Source organism: Erwinia sp. AC075 (assembly GCF_979253995.1).
In genome coordinates, this window is the sequence record NZ_CEEDEU010000001.1 from 2,255,926 (window position 1) to 2,269,790 (window position 13,865).

Sequence of the window (13,865 nt, forward strand, 5' to 3'; positions counted from 1 at the left end):
TGAATTAATTAACGTTCAGCGCGTCATTTACCAGATCTTGCTGCTGCTGCTGGTGAACGGACATATAGCCAACTGCCGGCGAGGCGGAGGCGGGGCGGCCGGCGTAACGTAATGAAGCCCCAAAAGGAACCACTTCACGGAAGTGGTGCTGGCTGCAGAACCATGCGCCCTGATTAAGCGGCTCTTCCTGGCACCACACGAAATCATGCACATGCGAATATTGCTGCAGCACATCCTGAACCGCTTTGTGCGGGAACGGATACAGCTGTTCGATACGCACGATAGCGACATCGGTTTGCTCGTTTTTGCGACGCTTGTCCAGCAGATCGTAATAGACCTTACCGGAGCAGAGCACCACACGCTTCACGCCTTTCGGGTCAAGCGCGTCGATCTCGCCAATTGCCGGCTGGAAGCCGCCCGTGGCCAGCTCTTCCAGAGAAGAGACCGCCAGCGGATGACGCAGCAGAGATTTCGGTGACATGACGATCAACGGACGGCGCATACCGCGCAGCGCCTGACGACGCAGCATATGGTAAACCTGAGCCGGCGTTGACGGCACGCAAACCTGCATGTTCTGCTCAGCGCAAAGCTGCAGATAACGTTCCAGACGGGCAGATGAGTGCTCCGGGCCCTGCCCTTCGTAACCGTGCGGCAGCAGCATTACCAGACCGCACATACGGCCCCATTTCTGCTCGCCGGAGCTGATGAACTGGTCGATAACCACCTGAGCACCGTTGGCAAAGTCACCAAACTGCGCTTCCCAGATGGTCAGCGTGCGTGGTTCTGCCGTGGCATAACCGTATTCGAACGCCAGCACCGCTTCTTCAGACAGGACGGAGTCCCAGACTTTGAAGGTGCCCTGACCGTTATGCACGTGCATCAGCGGGGTATAGGTTGAGCCGTTAGACTGGTTGTGGATCACCGCATGGCGGTGGAAGAAGGTGCCACGTCCCATGTCTTCACCGGAAAGACGGCACGGAATGCCTTCATCAACCAGCGTGGCATAGGCCAGGTTCTCGGCAGCGCCCCAGTCGAACGGTTTGTTGCCTGCGGCCATCTCAGCGCGATCGTTATAGATCTTCGCCACGCGGGACTGCATTTCAATGGCTTCCGGCACGCTACTGATGCGTTTAGCCAGCTCTTGCAGGCGCTTCAGGTCTAAGGTTTCCTGATAGCTTTCATCCCAGTCATGGTTCAGATACGGCGACCAGGTGAAGGAGTGCAGGCTCATCGGACGCCATTCAGGCACCACGCATTCGCCGGCATCCAGCGCGTCGCGGTACAGGTTGACCATTTCCGTGGCATCTTCCAGGCTGGCAATCTTCTCGCTTTCGAGACGATCAGCATAGAGTTTGCGCGGGGTCGGATGCTTTTTGATCTTCTGATACATCACCGGCTGAGTCGCACTTGGCTCATCCGCTTCGTTATGGCCGTGACGGCGATAACAGACCAGATCGATGAAGACATCACGCTTGAAGGTGTTACGGAAATCCAACGCCAGGCGGGTCACAAAGGCCACCGCTTCCGGGTCATCGGCATTCACGTGGAAGATTGGCGCCAGCACCATTTTACCGATATCGGTACAGTACTGGGTTGAACGGGCATCTTTCGGATTGGAGGTGGTGAAACCAATCTGGTTGTTGATCACGATGCGCACGGTGCCGCCGACTTCATAGCCGCGAGCCTGAGACATGTTCAGCGTTTCCTGAACCACACCCTGACCAATGATCGCCGCATCACCGTGGATGGTGATTGGCAGAACTTTGTTGCTGCCCGGCTCGTCGAGACGATCCAGACGCGCACGCACAGATCCCATCACTACCGGGCTGACGATCTCAAGGTGCGACGGGTTAAACGCCAGCGCCAAGTGAACCATGCCGCCTTCGGTTTCGACGTCGGAAGAGAAGCCCATATGGTACTTCACGTCACCGGTACCGAGATGCTCTTTGTGCTTGCCAGCGAACTCGTCAAACAGGTCCTGCGGCTTTTTACCCAGCACGTTGATCAGCACGTTCAGACGACCACGGTGGGCCATGCCCAGCACCACTTCACGCGTGCCGCTTTTGCCTGAATGGTGGATCATCTCGTTCAGCATTGGCACCAGTGCATCGCCGCCTTCCAGCGAGAAGCGCTTGGCGCCCGGGAATTTCGCACCGAGGTAACGCTCAAGGCCTTCGGCTGCGGTCAGCTGTTTCAGGAAACCTTTCTTCTCCGCGGTGGAGAACGATGCCTGTCCGGCCACCGATTCGATGCGCTGTTGGATCCAGCGTTTCTCTTCGGTGTTGGTGATGTGCATATACTCAGCACCGATCGAGCCGCAGTAGGTCTGCTTCAGCAAGGCGTAAAGATCCGCCAGCTTCATGGTGTCTTTGCCGAAAGCAAATGAACCGACGTTGAAGGTTTCCTGGAAATCCGCTTCGCTCAGATCGTGGAATTTAGGATCCAGATCCGGCACGGATTCATTCTGCCACAGGCCTAACGGATCGAGGTTTGCCAGCTGATGTCCGCGGAAACGAAAGGCGTTGATCAGCTGGAGAACCTTAACCTGCTTGGCATTGGTATCAGGATCGCTTACGGAAGAGGTGTAACGCGTGGCATCTTTCGCCAGACGGCGGAAGTACTCGCGTGTGCTCGAGTGAAATTGTTCCGGTCTGACCCCTTGACCTGGAAGCTGCTGAAAGAGCTCTTTCCAGGCAACATCAACAGAGTCAGGATCAGTTAGATAGTCCTCATAGAGCTGCTCTATGTAGGTCTGGTTCGCGCCGGCCAGCCAGGAGGAGTCCAGCCAGGGTTTCATCGCGCTGTTCTGCATTGTGATCCCTTAAGCATTTTGTGCTTTAGTTCGCCGTGATTATTTAACAGGGCCTTTGCAGGCCCCACGCCGCATAAGCGGCTTGCCCTCGGCTGTGTTCCGCTAACAACGCGGGACGCAGCCTGAAAGTTCATCGATACGAGCGCTGTGCGCGACTGCTGGCGCCCGGGCCCGTAAGGGAACCTTGCAAAGCCAACCCGAAGATAAGCTTGGCAGGGTTTCCTGGTAAAACAACCGGGAACCTGGCGGTTCCCGGATGAGGTGCGCTTATGCGCCTCTTTGCAGCAGCATCGACTTAATGTGGCCGATGGCGCGCGTAGGGTTAAGTCCTTTAGGACATACGCTCACACAGTTCATGATGCTGTGACACCGGAATACGCTGAAAGCATCGTTCAGATTATCCAGGCGCGCATCCGTTTCGGTATCACGGTCGTCGATCAAGAAACGGTAGGCTGCCAGCAACCCAGCCGGACCGATAAATTTGTCCGGGTTCCACCAGAAAGATGGGCAGGACGTTGAGCAGCATGCACACAGGATACATTCGTACAGGCCATCCAGTTTTTCACGCTGTTCCGGCTCCTGCAGATGCTCACGCGCCGGTGGATTTTCCCCATTATTCAACAGGTAAGGCTTAATCTTCTCATACTGAGTGTAGAATTGCCCCATGTCCACCACCAAATCACGGATCACCGGTAAACCCGGTAAAGGACGGATCACAATTTTTTTACTGCCGCCGCCAAGGGCGGAAACAGGTGTGATACAGGCCAGACCGTTTTTACCGTTCATGTTGATGCCATCGGAACCGCAAACGCCCTCGCGGCAGGAGCGACGGAAAGCCAGCGTCGGGTCCTTTTCCTTCAGACGCATCAGCGCGTCCAGCAGCATCATGTCGCGCCCTTCTTCGGACTCCAGGCTGTACTCCTGCATGTGCGGAGCATCGTCAACTTCCGGGTTGTAACGATAAATAGAAAATTCGAGTCTCATCGCTTATCTCCGCAAACTAGTAAGTACGTGCTTTCGGCGGGAACGCCGCGCGCAGTTTCGGCGCCATGTTCACCTCACGGCGAGTCATGCTTTCGCTCTGCGGCAGATACACGCTGTGGCATAACCAGTTTGCATCGTCACGTTCTGGGTAGTCGAAGCGGCTGTGCGCGCCACGGCTTTCGGTGCGGTAGTTCGCCGCGACGGCCGTTGCATAGGCCGTTTCCATCAGGTTATCCAGCTCAAGGCACTCAATACGCTGGGTATTGAAGTCGCTTGAACGGTCATCCAGACGGGCGCCTTTCAGGCGTTCACGCAGAACTTTCAGCTCTTCCAGACCTTTTGCCATCGCATCGCCTTCACGGAACACCGAGAAGTTGTTCTGCATACAGGTTTGCAGGGCTTTGCGCAGCTCGGCAGGATCCTCGCCGGTGGTGTTGTTGTTCCAGCGGTTCATGCGGGCCAGAGACGCTTCGATCTCTTCTTCGGTTGCGTCTTTCAGCTCGCCCTGCTCTTGAATGGATTCCAGCAGGTGCAGACCCGCCGCACGACCAAACACCACCAGATCCAGCAGCGAGTTGCCGCCCAGACGGTTAGAACCATGAACCGATACGCAGGCAATCTCACCCACCGCAAAGAGTCCTGGCACCAGAGTATCTTCGCCCTTCTCATTTACCGTCAGCGCCTGACCGGTTACGCGGGTCGGAATACCGCCCATCATATAGTGGCAGGTAGGGATAACCGGGATCGGTTCTTTAACCGGATCGACGTGAGCAAAGGTGCGGGACAGTTCCAGAATACCTGGCAGACGCGCTTCCAGCACTTCGTGACCGAGGTGATCCAGTTTCAGTTTGATGTGCGGGCCCCACGGACCTTCGCAACCACGACCTTCACGGATTTCGATCATCATTGAACGGGCAACCACGTCACGACCGGCAAGGTCTTTGGCGTTTGGCGCATAACGCTCCATAAAGCGCTCACCGTGTTTGTTCAACAGGTAACCACCTTCACCACGACAGCCTTCGGTCACCAGCACACCCGCGCCGGCAATACCGGTTGGGTGGAACTGCCACATTTCCATGTCCTGTACCGGCACGCCGGCACGCAGTGCCATACCCACGCCGTCACCGGTATTGATGTGGGCATTGGTGGTGGACTGGTAAATACGTCCTGCACCGCCGGTCGCCAGAACCGTTGCGCGCGCTTTAAAGTAGACGACTTCGCCATCTTCAATATTCAGTGCGGTACAGCCGACAATGGCGCCGTCGGCATTTTTCACTAGATCCAACGCATACCACTCGGAGAAGATAGTGGTCTTGTTTTTCAGGTTCTGCTGATAAAGGGTATGCAATAACGCATGGCCGGTACGGTCAGCCGCCGCCGCGGTACGCGCCGCCTGCTCACCGCCGAAGTTCTTCGACTGGCCACCAAACGGACGCTGATAAATGCGGCCATCGTCCAGACGGGAGAAAGGCAGGCCCATGTGTTCCAGTTCCAGAATCGCTTCCGGTCCGGTTTTACACATATATTCAATGGCGTCCTGGTCACCGATGTAATCGGAGCCTTTCACCGTGTCGTACATATGCCATTCCCAGTTATCTTCATGGGTGTTACCCAGCGCAACGGTGATACCGCCCTGCGCAGAAACGGTATGGGAACGGGTCGGGAAAACTTTGGACAACAGAGCACAGCTCTGGCCCGATTGGGAAATCTGCAGCGCGGCACGCATGCCTGCACCACCGGCGCCGATTACCACGGCGTCAAACTCTCTTACTGGCAAACTCATTACGCACCCCACACAACAACAGTTCCATAAATGGCATAAACCAACAGCGCAACCACCACCACCAGTTGCAGCATCAAGCGGATAGCAACCGGCTTGATGTAATCCGTCAGTACCTGCCACATCCCAATCCAGCCATGCACCAGAATGGAGAACAGCGTCAGAAGGGTGAAGACTTTGGTAAAGTTGGAGGCAAAGAAGCCACGCCAGATGTCGTACGTCAGGGTTCCTGACATCACCACGAAACCGAGGATGTAGATCACGTATAACGTCATGATCATCGCAGCAGCACGCAGCAGCAGCCAGTCATGAACGCCGTTGCGACCCAATGCAGAAGCGTTGCTTACCATACGAGGACTCCAGCCAGAATTGAAAGCACGACAGTGATACCAAAAGAGATTTGCGCGGAGCGCGTCCCAATTTGCAGCGTTTCACCCAGATACCCGAAGTCCATCAGCATGTGACGAATCCCACCGACGATGTGATACGCCAGTGCGGTTAAAATGCCCCACATGATGAATTTGACAAAGAAGCTGCCCATGACGGCAGAAGCTTGCAGGAAGCCTTCGGGAGATGAGAGTGACAGGCCCAGTAACCAGAGCAGTATACCAACAGCCACAAACGTAATGACGCCAGATACGCGATGGAGAATAGACGCTATTGCAGTAACGGGAAACCGGATCGTGGAGAGATCCAAGTTGACAGGTCTTTGTTTTTTCACGGTTTTGCCCACACAGCCTTTCTTATTTTGCTTCCTCCGGTCCTGAGGGCGGGTCAGACAGCGTTACGGAGATACTGCGCCAGGCACTAAAACAACAACATCCAGTGTCAAAACGACGCGTACGCAACGCTGGGTGGCTCCTACTGCAGGGTATTCCGGAGACCTGGCGGAAGTATAGGGGGTTCACAAACTCATTACAATTCCCCTACAAACTTCTTGGGCATATTTAGGTGGAACAGTGATCCGACTCACATTTTTCACAATTTATACAAATTTAATTATCTGATTTGACAAAACTTCAACATTCCTGTTACAAACGGACGATCAAAAGTTCTATGATGCACAAAAGTTATGGGGATACACTTTCCCCTAAGCACAAGTTATGTAACATTGATGATATATACGTACAAAGTATCAGGTATCGGTTACCAACAAGTTACGACCAGACCGGATCTTTAACAACCGCGAAACGCAGTACTGTTGTGCCCACCCGGCCTGCGCACGCCCCGTCTCTCTGTACCCTGCACGATACAAGATGCCACAGAGACGACACTGCGCTTTTTTATGCAGGCGCGGACACAATGAGCATTTCGAGTGTCGAAGATCTATAGATAAGGCGCAAAGGAGACAATAAATGGCTGATAAAAAAGCAACGCTAACCCTACCAGGCGAAGCTCCTATTGAACTTGATGTGTTGCAAGGCACGTTAGGCCAGGACGAGATAGATGTACGTACCCTCGGATCCAAAGGGTATTTCACCTTTGACCCAGGCTTCACCTCTACTGCGTCCTGCGAATCTAAAATCACCTACATCGACGGTGATGAAGGTATCCTGCTCCACCGTGGTTTCCCGATCGATCAACTCGCTGTGCACTCCAACTATCTGGAAGTGTGCTACATCCTGCTGAATGGCGAAGCGCCAACCAAAGAGCAGTTTGAAGAATTCAAAACCATCGTAACCCGCCATACCATGATCCATGAGCAGATCCATCATCTGTTCCGTGGCTTCCGTCGTGACTCTCATCCGATGGCGGTAATGTGTGGTGTTACCGGTGCATTGGCCGCGTTTTATCATGATGCGATGGACGTTAACATTGAGCGTCACCGCGAAATTGCGGCATTCCGCCTGCTGTCCAAAATGCCGACCGTTGCGGCGATGTGTTACAAATATTCGATCGGCCAGCCTTTCGTTTACCCACGCAACGACCTGTCTTACGCCGGAAACTTCCTGCATATGATGTTCTCCACGCCGTGCGAAGAGTACGTGGTGAACCCAATTCTGGAACGCGCCATGGATCGTATCCTGATCCTGCATGCCGACCATGAGCAGAACGCCTCCACCTCTACCGTGCGTACCGCCGGTTCTTCTGGCGCTAACCCGTTTGCCTGTATCGCCGCGGGGATCGCTTCCCTGTGGGGACCTGCCCACGGTGGCGCAAACGAAGCGACCCTGCGTATGCTGGAAGAGATCAGCACCGTTGATCACATCCCTGAGTTCGTGAAGCGTGCAAAAGACAAGAACGATTCGTTCCGTCTGATGGGCTTCGGCCACCGCGTGTATAAGAACCACGATCCGCGTGCAACCGTGATGCGTGAGACCTGTCATGAAGTGCTGAACGAACTGGGTATGAAGGACGATCTGTTGGAAGTGGCGATGAAGCTGGAAGATATCGCGCTGAACGACCCGTACTTTATCGAGCGTAAACTTTATCCAAACGTCGACTTCTACTCAGGCATTATTCTGAAAGCGATGGGCATTCCGTCTTCCATGTTTACCGTGATCTTCGCGATGGCGCGTACCGTGGGCTGGATTGCACACTGGAAAGAAATGCACGACGACGGCATCAAAATTGCCCGTCCGCGTCAGCTGTATACCGGCTATGACAAGCGTGACTTCAAGTCTGGCACCAAGTAATCCGCCAGACCGCATAAAAAACGCCGCGATTGCGGCGTTTTTTTTTAGTTAGTGCTGGCAACCCGGACACCAGTAAAACGGGCGCGACGAAAGCACCGTTTTCTCAATGATGCCACCGCACCGCTCGCACGGCTGCCCTGCCCGATGAAACACCTTAAAGCTGAACAGCGCGCCGTGATGTTTATTCTCTTTACTGACTCCCCGCGTGAGGTACGAAAGCCGCGGAATGGCCAGTAACGCGTCAGCCAATAGCGCCAACTGCTCTTCGGTCAGGTCCTGCGCTTTATGCTGCGGCGCCAGGCCTGCCAGCCAGAGTATTTCTACCCGCAGATAGTTGCCTAATCCCGCCAGAAAAGCCTGATCCAACAGTAACGCGCTGAACTGACGCCGTCTGAAACGGGATGAAAGCAACCGCGCTTTAACCTGCTCAGAGGTTAACGTCATATCCAGCACGTCCGGACCTACGCGCTGCAGAAAAGGATGTGCCATCAACGTATCCGCATTCAGCAATTCAATCTCTGACGCGCTGTAGAGCAGAATGGCCTTATCTTCCGCCGCCAGACGAACGCGCAGAATGCGGTTAGTGGCAGGATCAACGCCGCTTTTCGCCACCCGCCAGACGCCATACAGCTGGTTATGGCTGTAAAGCGTCAGGCCATTAGAAAAGTGGGTCAGCATCGCTTTGCCCCGCGTTTCAATCGCCTCAACCCGTTCGCCAAGCAATGCCGGTTCGTAGGTTTTTAGCTGAGGAAAAGCAAACCAGACGTCAGTCAGCGTTTTCCCCTTGATCGCTTTCTCCAGCTTATCCGCCGCGCGGCGGATTTCAGGTCCTTCTGGCATGATTCACCCGTTCAGTCTCAGTGTGTGGCGCCGCCTTCCAGACGAATATCATTCTCAACGGTCAGCGCAATGCTCAGCGCCATTTCCAGCGCGAGGATCACCGTCGCCGCCGGCATGCTCGCCACACCAGGATGTTTAACCGCCTGTTCAGGCAGGTAAGGAATATGGATAAACCCACCGCGGATTTTGGTCTTGTTCTTTGCCAGGCTGTTGTATTTTTCCAGATAATGCATCAGCCCGTACATCACATGATTGCAGACATAGGTGCCCGCCGTCTGAGAGACGGACGCCGGGATCCCCGCTTCGCGGATCCCTTCGACAATCGCCTTAATCGGCAGCGTGGAGAAGTAGGCCACCGGCCCATCCTCGACAATCTCTTCGTCAATCGGCTGATTCCCCAGGTTATCAGGAATGCGGGCATCATCGACATTGATGCCGACGCGCTCGATGGTCACATCGGTACGCCCCCCCGCCTGCCCTACGGCAATCACCAGATCCGGTTTCAACTCTTCAATGGCGGCATACAACGCGGTCAGCGAGTCGCCAAAAGCACAGGGCAGCTGTTTAGCCATTACTTTTGCTCCGCACACCATGCGCTCATGCAGATGGCTGACGGCTTCCCACGACGGGTTCACCAGCTCGCCTCCGAACGGCTCGAAAGCGGTAATCAAAACGGTCTTCATTGTGGCCTCACAGGAACATCATGAAATACAGAAGGAAGATATTGGCTATTAACAATAGCACGCCGGTGGGCACCTGAGCCTTGATCACCGCATTGCGGTCAGGCAGTTCGAGCAGCGCCGCCGGGACAATATTGAAGTTGGCCGCCATGGGCGTCATCAGCGTGCCGCAATAGCCGGAGAACATGCCAATCGCCGCCATGACCGCCGGATTGCCATGGTGTTGCAGCACCAGGATCGGAATACCGATGCCGGCGGTAACAATCGGGAATGCGGCAAAGGCATTGCCCATCACCATGGTCAGCAGCGCCATGCCGATGGCATAGGTAGCAACGGCAATAAAGCGGTTATCAACCGCCAGGTAGGTTTCGGTCAGGTGTGAAATCGCCGTGCCAACGCCGGCGCTGGTGAACAGCAGACCTAAGGTGGCAAGGATTTGCGGCAGAATAAATGCCCAACCGATGGCATCCAGCAGGCGACGCGCTTCCTGCACCGACTGCGCCGGGCCTTCATGGGTGAGTTTCAGGGCGATCAGCCAGCCGATCACGCAGCCGACCATCATTGAGAATAACGTCACCAGCGTGGAGTGATTCCCCGGACCAAACAGCCCTTCCTGCAACCCCGGAATATTATTGAAGGCCAGCACGCCAATCACCGTCACCACCGGAATGGCTAACGCCGGAAGGAACAGTTTGTTGCGTAAGCGCTGAGCGCTTTGCTCTTTCTGCTCTTCGCTGCGCTGATGGTATGAGCCCAGCTTCACGCCGCCCAGACCGGCAATCAACGCCATCACCACCACCATCACGCCTATCACAATGTGCAGTGAACGTGCGCCAAGCAGCTCAACCGCCCAGTCACCGACGAAAAACACCAGCCCGTACAGTGCCCAGAACAGCCCGGTGGTTAAGCGGCGTGGGTTTCCTTTGTCGCGCCAGGACATCACGGCGACCACCAGCAGGATAATTCCCGCCAGCCAGAACAGATATTGTTGCTGGAACATTAGCGGCCTCCCTTCGCTTTCAACGCGGTGTTATTCAGTGCAGACAGTTCTTTGGCAATGGTTTTATCCAGGCGGCGTAAGCGCACGGCGTGGATCAGAAACGCGCAGACAGCGGTCGGAATGCCCCAAAGCGCAATATGCAGCGGCTCGGTCTGAATACCGGCGGATTCCTGCATAAAGTTATGCATAAAGATGATCGCGCCAAAGGCGACAAAGATATCTTCGCCAAAGAACAGGCCGACGTTATCGGTTGCGGCCGACATCGCGCGCAGGCGATGGCGAACGCTGTCAGGCAACTCGCCATAGCGGTTTTCGGTGGCCCCTTCGGCCATCGGTGCCAGCAGCGGACGCACCATTTGCGGATGCCCACCCAGACTGGTCAGGCCCATCGCGGCGGTGATTTCACGCACGAACAGATACACAATCAGCAGGCGTCCGGCTGTGGCGGTTTTAATCTGAGCGATCCACGCCTGGGCCCGCTGCTTCAGACCGTGACGCTCCAGCAGGCCGATAACGGCCAGCGGCAACAACAGGATCAGCGGCAGGTTACGGGTGTTCAGAAATCCTGAGCCCAGCTTTTCCAGAATATCGCCCAGCGGCATATGCGCGGCCAGCCCGGTAATCAGTCCGGAGACGATCACCACCAGCACCGGGTTAAACCGGAGTAAAAAACCGATGACGATGGCCACAATCCCTGCCAGTGGCCACAAATTCACTGCACTTTCCATATACATCCTCCCGGTATTGATAAAAAAAATTCCCCAACCGAGTTGAGGAATCTGCCGCGTTTCAACGCGTTATTGCCTTAAAGGCTGGTGACCTGAATCTGTTGTTGCTTAAAGGCCTGACGGAGCTGGGCGGCAAAGGCCATTGCGTGTGCGCCATCGCCGTGCAGGCAAACGGTGTCAGCATTGACGTTCACCCATTCACCGCTGAGGCTCTTCACCTTGCCCTGCTGGATCATGCTCAGGGTCTGCTCGATGGCCTGTTGATCGCTGTCAATCAGCGCGCCTGGCTGGCTGCGCGGAACCAGCGATCCGTCGGCCTGATAGCCACGATCGGCGAAAACCTCTTCGCGCGTGGTCAGACCCAACGCCTTGCCGGCCCGAATGGATTCACTGTTGGCAAGCCCCACCAGCACCAAAGCCGGATCGACGGCTTTCACCGCCCGCGCGATCGCGTTCGCCAGCTCGGGCTCCTGAGCGGCCTGGTTATAGAGCATTCCGTGGGGCTTCACATGCACCAGCTTGCCGCCTTCGCTGCGGGCGATCGCCTGCAGTGCGCCAATCTGGTAAATCATCTGGGCATACACGGTTTCGGCAGGGAGCTGCATCCGCGTGCGGCCAAAATTTTCCCGATCGGGAAAGCTCGGATGTGCGCCGATAGCCACGCCGAATTCCAGCGCCCATAACACGCTTTGACGCATGGTTTGCGCATCGCCGGCATGGAATCCACAGGCGATATTGGCCGATGACACCAGCTGCAATAAGTCACGATCGTTGGCGCAGCCTTCGCCCAGATCGGCATTAAGATCAACTTTCATGTTCCACTCCCCAGGCCATTTGCTCCAGCGCCAGTTGCTGGTCGCGTTTGGCTTTCAGCGCTTCTTCAAGCGTGCAGTAAACAAAATGCATCGGCTCGCCCAGACGGATCTGCGCCAGATGGTAAAGATCGGCTTCGATCACGCAGCCAATGCGCGGATAGCCGCCGGTGGTCTGCGCATCCGCCATCAGCACAATCGGCTGACCGTTTGGCGGCACCTGAATCACGCCGGGGATCAGGCCGTGCGACAGCATTTCACGCTTTTCGCTGCGTTGCAGCGGCCGGCCCTGCAGGCGGTAGCCCATACGGTTACTTTGCGGATTAAGTTTCCAGGCGGTCCGCCAGAACGCTTCACGACTCTCATGGGTAAACTCATGATATTCCGGCCCCATCATCACCCGGATGCGGTTACCGAACAGCAGTTGGCGCACGCCGACCGGCTTCAGGAAGTGCCGTTGCGGCTCGCGCTGAGGCAGCAAATCGCCATCTTTAATCGGGCCGCCGTTAAAGCCACCAAAGCCGGCTTTGGCATCCGTGCTGCAAGAACCTAACATTGGCTCGACGGCAAACCCGCCATCCAGCGCCAGATAGCTGCGCATGCCCCGGTGCGGCATGCTTAACGTCAGCCGCTGTCCCTTTTTCACCGCCGTTCGCCAGCCGGTCCACACCGGCTGACTGTCCAGCTCGGCACTGCATCCCGCGCCGGTCAGCGCTATCCAGCCGTCGCGGGTGAATTCAGCACTGAATTGCCCCAGCGTAATCTCCAGTACCGCGCTGTTTTTATCATTGCCCACCAGCAGATTGGCGGTTTCCATGGCGGGACGATCGAGAACCCCGCTCAGACCGACGCCGTACTGCCGCCAACCGGTGCGGCCGGCGTCCTGCAACGTGGTCGCCATTCCTGCGCGAATTATCTTCAGCATAAGCCTCCCTTCTGCGGTACAAACCGCACGCTGTCGCCCGGCCTTAAGAAAGTGGGTGGCTGGTTTACTGGATTGAACAACGTGATGTCCGTCTGACCAATCAACTGCCAGCCGCCAGGGGCGGAAAACGGATAGACGCCGGTCTGGCTGCCGCCGATGCCTACCGATCCGGCGGGCACCGCCACTCTTGGCTCGGCACGCCGTGGCGTATGCAGGCGATCGTCCAGCCCAGCCATATACGGGAATCCAGGCTGGAAGCCGATAAAGTAAACCACGTATTTTCCGCTGGCATGGGCTTCGACAACCTGTTGCGGCGTTAAGCCACTGTGGCGGGCAACCTCATCCAAATCCGGCCCGGCGGAACCGCCATAAACCACCGGAATCTCAACCTCGCGTGAGGTCATTTCCAACTGTTCGCTTTTTTCCCACCAGGACTGTAACCACTCAATGGCATCCAGCGCCGTCTGCTGCGGATCGCTCAGCAGCACGGTGATGTTATTCATCCCCGGGACCACTTCAATGACTTCAGGTCTTGCCATTAATCGCGACGACAGGCCCCAAATCCGTTGCTGAGTGGCCAGCGTAACCGGCGGCTCAAGTTCAAGTACGACTGCACGTTCGCCTAACAGGTAACAACGAGCTCGTTGCAAAACGCTCCTCCTGACCTG

Annotated in this window: 13 protein-coding genes; 1 reads left to right on the forward strand and 12 read right to left on the reverse strand. The window is 56.0% G+C overall.

All coding sequences use genetic code 11. The features are described 5' to 3' along the window. Nucleotides 1-4: 4 nt before the first annotated feature. From sucA to sdhC, 5 genes are all read right to left on the reverse strand, one after another. On the reverse strand, nt 5-2,812 hold the full coding sequence (sucA, locus tag AC0IXH_RS10615) for a 2-oxoglutarate dehydrogenase E1 component (protein ID WP_013201324.1): 2,808 nt from the start codon (nt 2,810-2,812) through the stop codon (nt 5-7). A 267-nt stretch (nt 2,813-3,079) separates the two neighbouring features. Beyond that, nucleotides 3,080-3,796: a succinate dehydrogenase iron-sulfur subunit gene (locus AC0IXH_RS10620; RefSeq protein ID WP_013201323.1), complete on the reverse strand. Its 717-nt coding sequence runs from the start codon at nt 3,794-3,796 to the stop codon at nt 3,080-3,082. Nucleotides 3,797-3,812: 16 nt separating this feature from the next. Beyond that, the gene (gene sdhA, locus AC0IXH_RS10625) at nt 3,813-5,579 is read right to left on the reverse strand and encodes a succinate dehydrogenase flavoprotein subunit (RefSeq protein WP_013201322.1); all 1,767 of its coding nucleotides are present in this window, start codon (nt 5,577-5,579) and stop codon (nt 3,813-3,815) included. Next, the gene (gene sdhD / locus AC0IXH_RS10630; RefSeq protein ID WP_053146075.1) at nt 5,579-5,926 is read right to left on the reverse strand and encodes a succinate dehydrogenase membrane anchor subunit; all 348 of its coding nucleotides are present in this window, start codon (nt 5,924-5,926) and stop codon (nt 5,579-5,581) included. Before sdhD ends, sdhA begins: the two co-directional genes overlap by 1 nt. After that, on the reverse strand, nt 5,920-6,309 hold the full coding sequence (gene sdhC / locus AC0IXH_RS10635) for a succinate dehydrogenase cytochrome b556 subunit (protein WP_013201320.1): 390 nt from the start codon (nt 6,307-6,309) through the stop codon (nt 5,920-5,922). The genes sdhD and sdhC overlap by 7 nt, the downstream gene beginning before the upstream one ends. A 622-nt stretch (nt 6,310-6,931) precedes the next feature. Between sdhC and AC0IXH_RS10640 the strand changes: the two genes are divergently transcribed. After that, on the forward strand, nt 6,932-8,212 hold the full coding sequence (locus AC0IXH_RS10640) for a citrate synthase (protein ID WP_013201319.1): 1,281 nt from the start codon (nt 6,932-6,934) through the stop codon (nt 8,210-8,212). A gap of 48 nt (nt 8,213-8,260) precedes the next feature. Here the strand turns inward: AC0IXH_RS10640 and nei are convergent, their stop codons facing one another. From nei to pxpB, 7 genes are all read right to left on the reverse strand, one after another. Then, nucleotides 8,261-9,052, reverse strand: a complete 792-nt coding sequence (gene nei / locus AC0IXH_RS10645; protein ID WP_346565893.1) for an endonuclease VIII — start codon at nt 9,050-9,052, stop codon at nt 8,261-8,263. A gap of 17 nt (nt 9,053-9,069) precedes the next feature. Beyond that, the gene (gene pcp / locus AC0IXH_RS10650) at nt 9,070-9,735 is read right to left on the reverse strand and encodes a pyroglutamyl-peptidase I (RefSeq protein ID WP_471720411.1); all 666 of its coding nucleotides are present in this window, start codon (nt 9,733-9,735) and stop codon (nt 9,070-9,072) included. A 7-nt stretch (nt 9,736-9,742) separates the two neighbouring features. After that, nucleotides 9,743-10,732, reverse strand: coding sequence for a DUF979 domain-containing protein (locus AC0IXH_RS10655; RefSeq protein WP_013201316.1), 990 nt, complete (start codon nt 10,730-10,732; stop codon nt 9,743-9,745). Next, nucleotides 10,732-11,460, reverse strand: coding sequence for a DUF969 domain-containing protein (locus AC0IXH_RS10660; protein WP_013201315.1), 729 nt, complete (start codon nt 11,458-11,460; stop codon nt 10,732-10,734). The genes AC0IXH_RS10655 and AC0IXH_RS10660 overlap by 1 nt, the downstream gene beginning before the upstream one ends. A 77-nt stretch (nt 11,461-11,537) precedes the next feature. Further along, nucleotides 11,538-12,275, reverse strand: a complete 738-nt coding sequence (gene pxpA, locus AC0IXH_RS10665; RefSeq protein WP_013201314.1) for a 5-oxoprolinase subunit PxpA — start codon at nt 12,273-12,275, stop codon at nt 11,538-11,540. Next, nucleotides 12,265-13,197 carry a 5-oxoprolinase subunit PxpC gene (pxpC, locus tag AC0IXH_RS10670; RefSeq protein WP_013201313.1) on the reverse strand — a complete coding sequence of 311 codons (933 nt, stop codon included), beginning with the start codon at nt 13,195-13,197 and terminating at the stop codon, nt 12,265-12,267. Before pxpC ends, pxpA begins: the two co-directional genes overlap by 11 nt. After that, nucleotides 13,191-13,847 carry a 5-oxoprolinase subunit PxpB gene (gene pxpB / locus AC0IXH_RS10675; protein ID WP_013201312.1) on the reverse strand — a complete coding sequence of 219 codons (657 nt, stop codon included), beginning with the start codon at nt 13,845-13,847 and terminating at the stop codon, nt 13,191-13,193. Before pxpB ends, pxpC begins: the two co-directional genes overlap by 7 nt. Nucleotides 13,848-13,865 lie beyond the last annotated feature (18 nt).

Coding starts and splice junctions, on each gene's coding strand:
- nei (WP_346565893.1), bottom strand. CDS start 9,052: ATGCCAGAAGGACCTGAAATCCGCCGCGCGGCGGATAAGCTGGAGAAA.
- sdhA (WP_013201322.1), bottom strand. CDS start 5,579: ATGAGTTTGCCAGTAAGAGAGTTTGACGCCGTGGTAATCGGCGCCGGT.
- pcp (WP_471720411.1), bottom strand. CDS start 9,735: ATGAAGACCGTTTTGATTACCGCTTTCGAGCCGTTCGGAGGCGAGCTG.
- AC0IXH_RS10620 (WP_013201323.1), bottom strand. CDS start 3,796: ATGAGACTCGAATTTTCTATTTATCGTTACAACCCGGAAGTTGACGAT.
- AC0IXH_RS10640 (WP_013201319.1), top strand. CDS start 6,932: ATGGCTGATAAAAAAGCAACGCTAACCCTACCAGGCGAAGCTCCTATT.
- sdhD (WP_053146075.1), bottom strand. CDS start 5,926: ATGGTAAGCAACGCTTCTGCATTGGGTCGCAACGGCGTTCATGACTGG.
- pxpC (WP_013201313.1), bottom strand. CDS start 13,197: ATGCTGAAGATAATTCGCGCAGGAATGGCGACCACGTTGCAGGACGCC.
- AC0IXH_RS10660 (WP_013201315.1), bottom strand. CDS start 11,460: ATGGAAAGTGCAGTGAATTTGTGGCCACTGGCAGGGATTGTGGCCATC.
- sucA (WP_013201324.1), bottom strand. CDS start 2,812: ATGCAGAACAGCGCGATGAAACCCTGGCTGGACTCCTCCTGGCTGGCC.
- AC0IXH_RS10655 (WP_013201316.1), bottom strand. CDS start 10,732: ATGTTCCAGCAACAATATCTGTTCTGGCTGGCGGGAATTATCCTGCTG.
- pxpA (WP_013201314.1), bottom strand. CDS start 12,275: ATGAAAGTTGATCTTAATGCCGATCTGGGCGAAGGCTGCGCCAACGAT.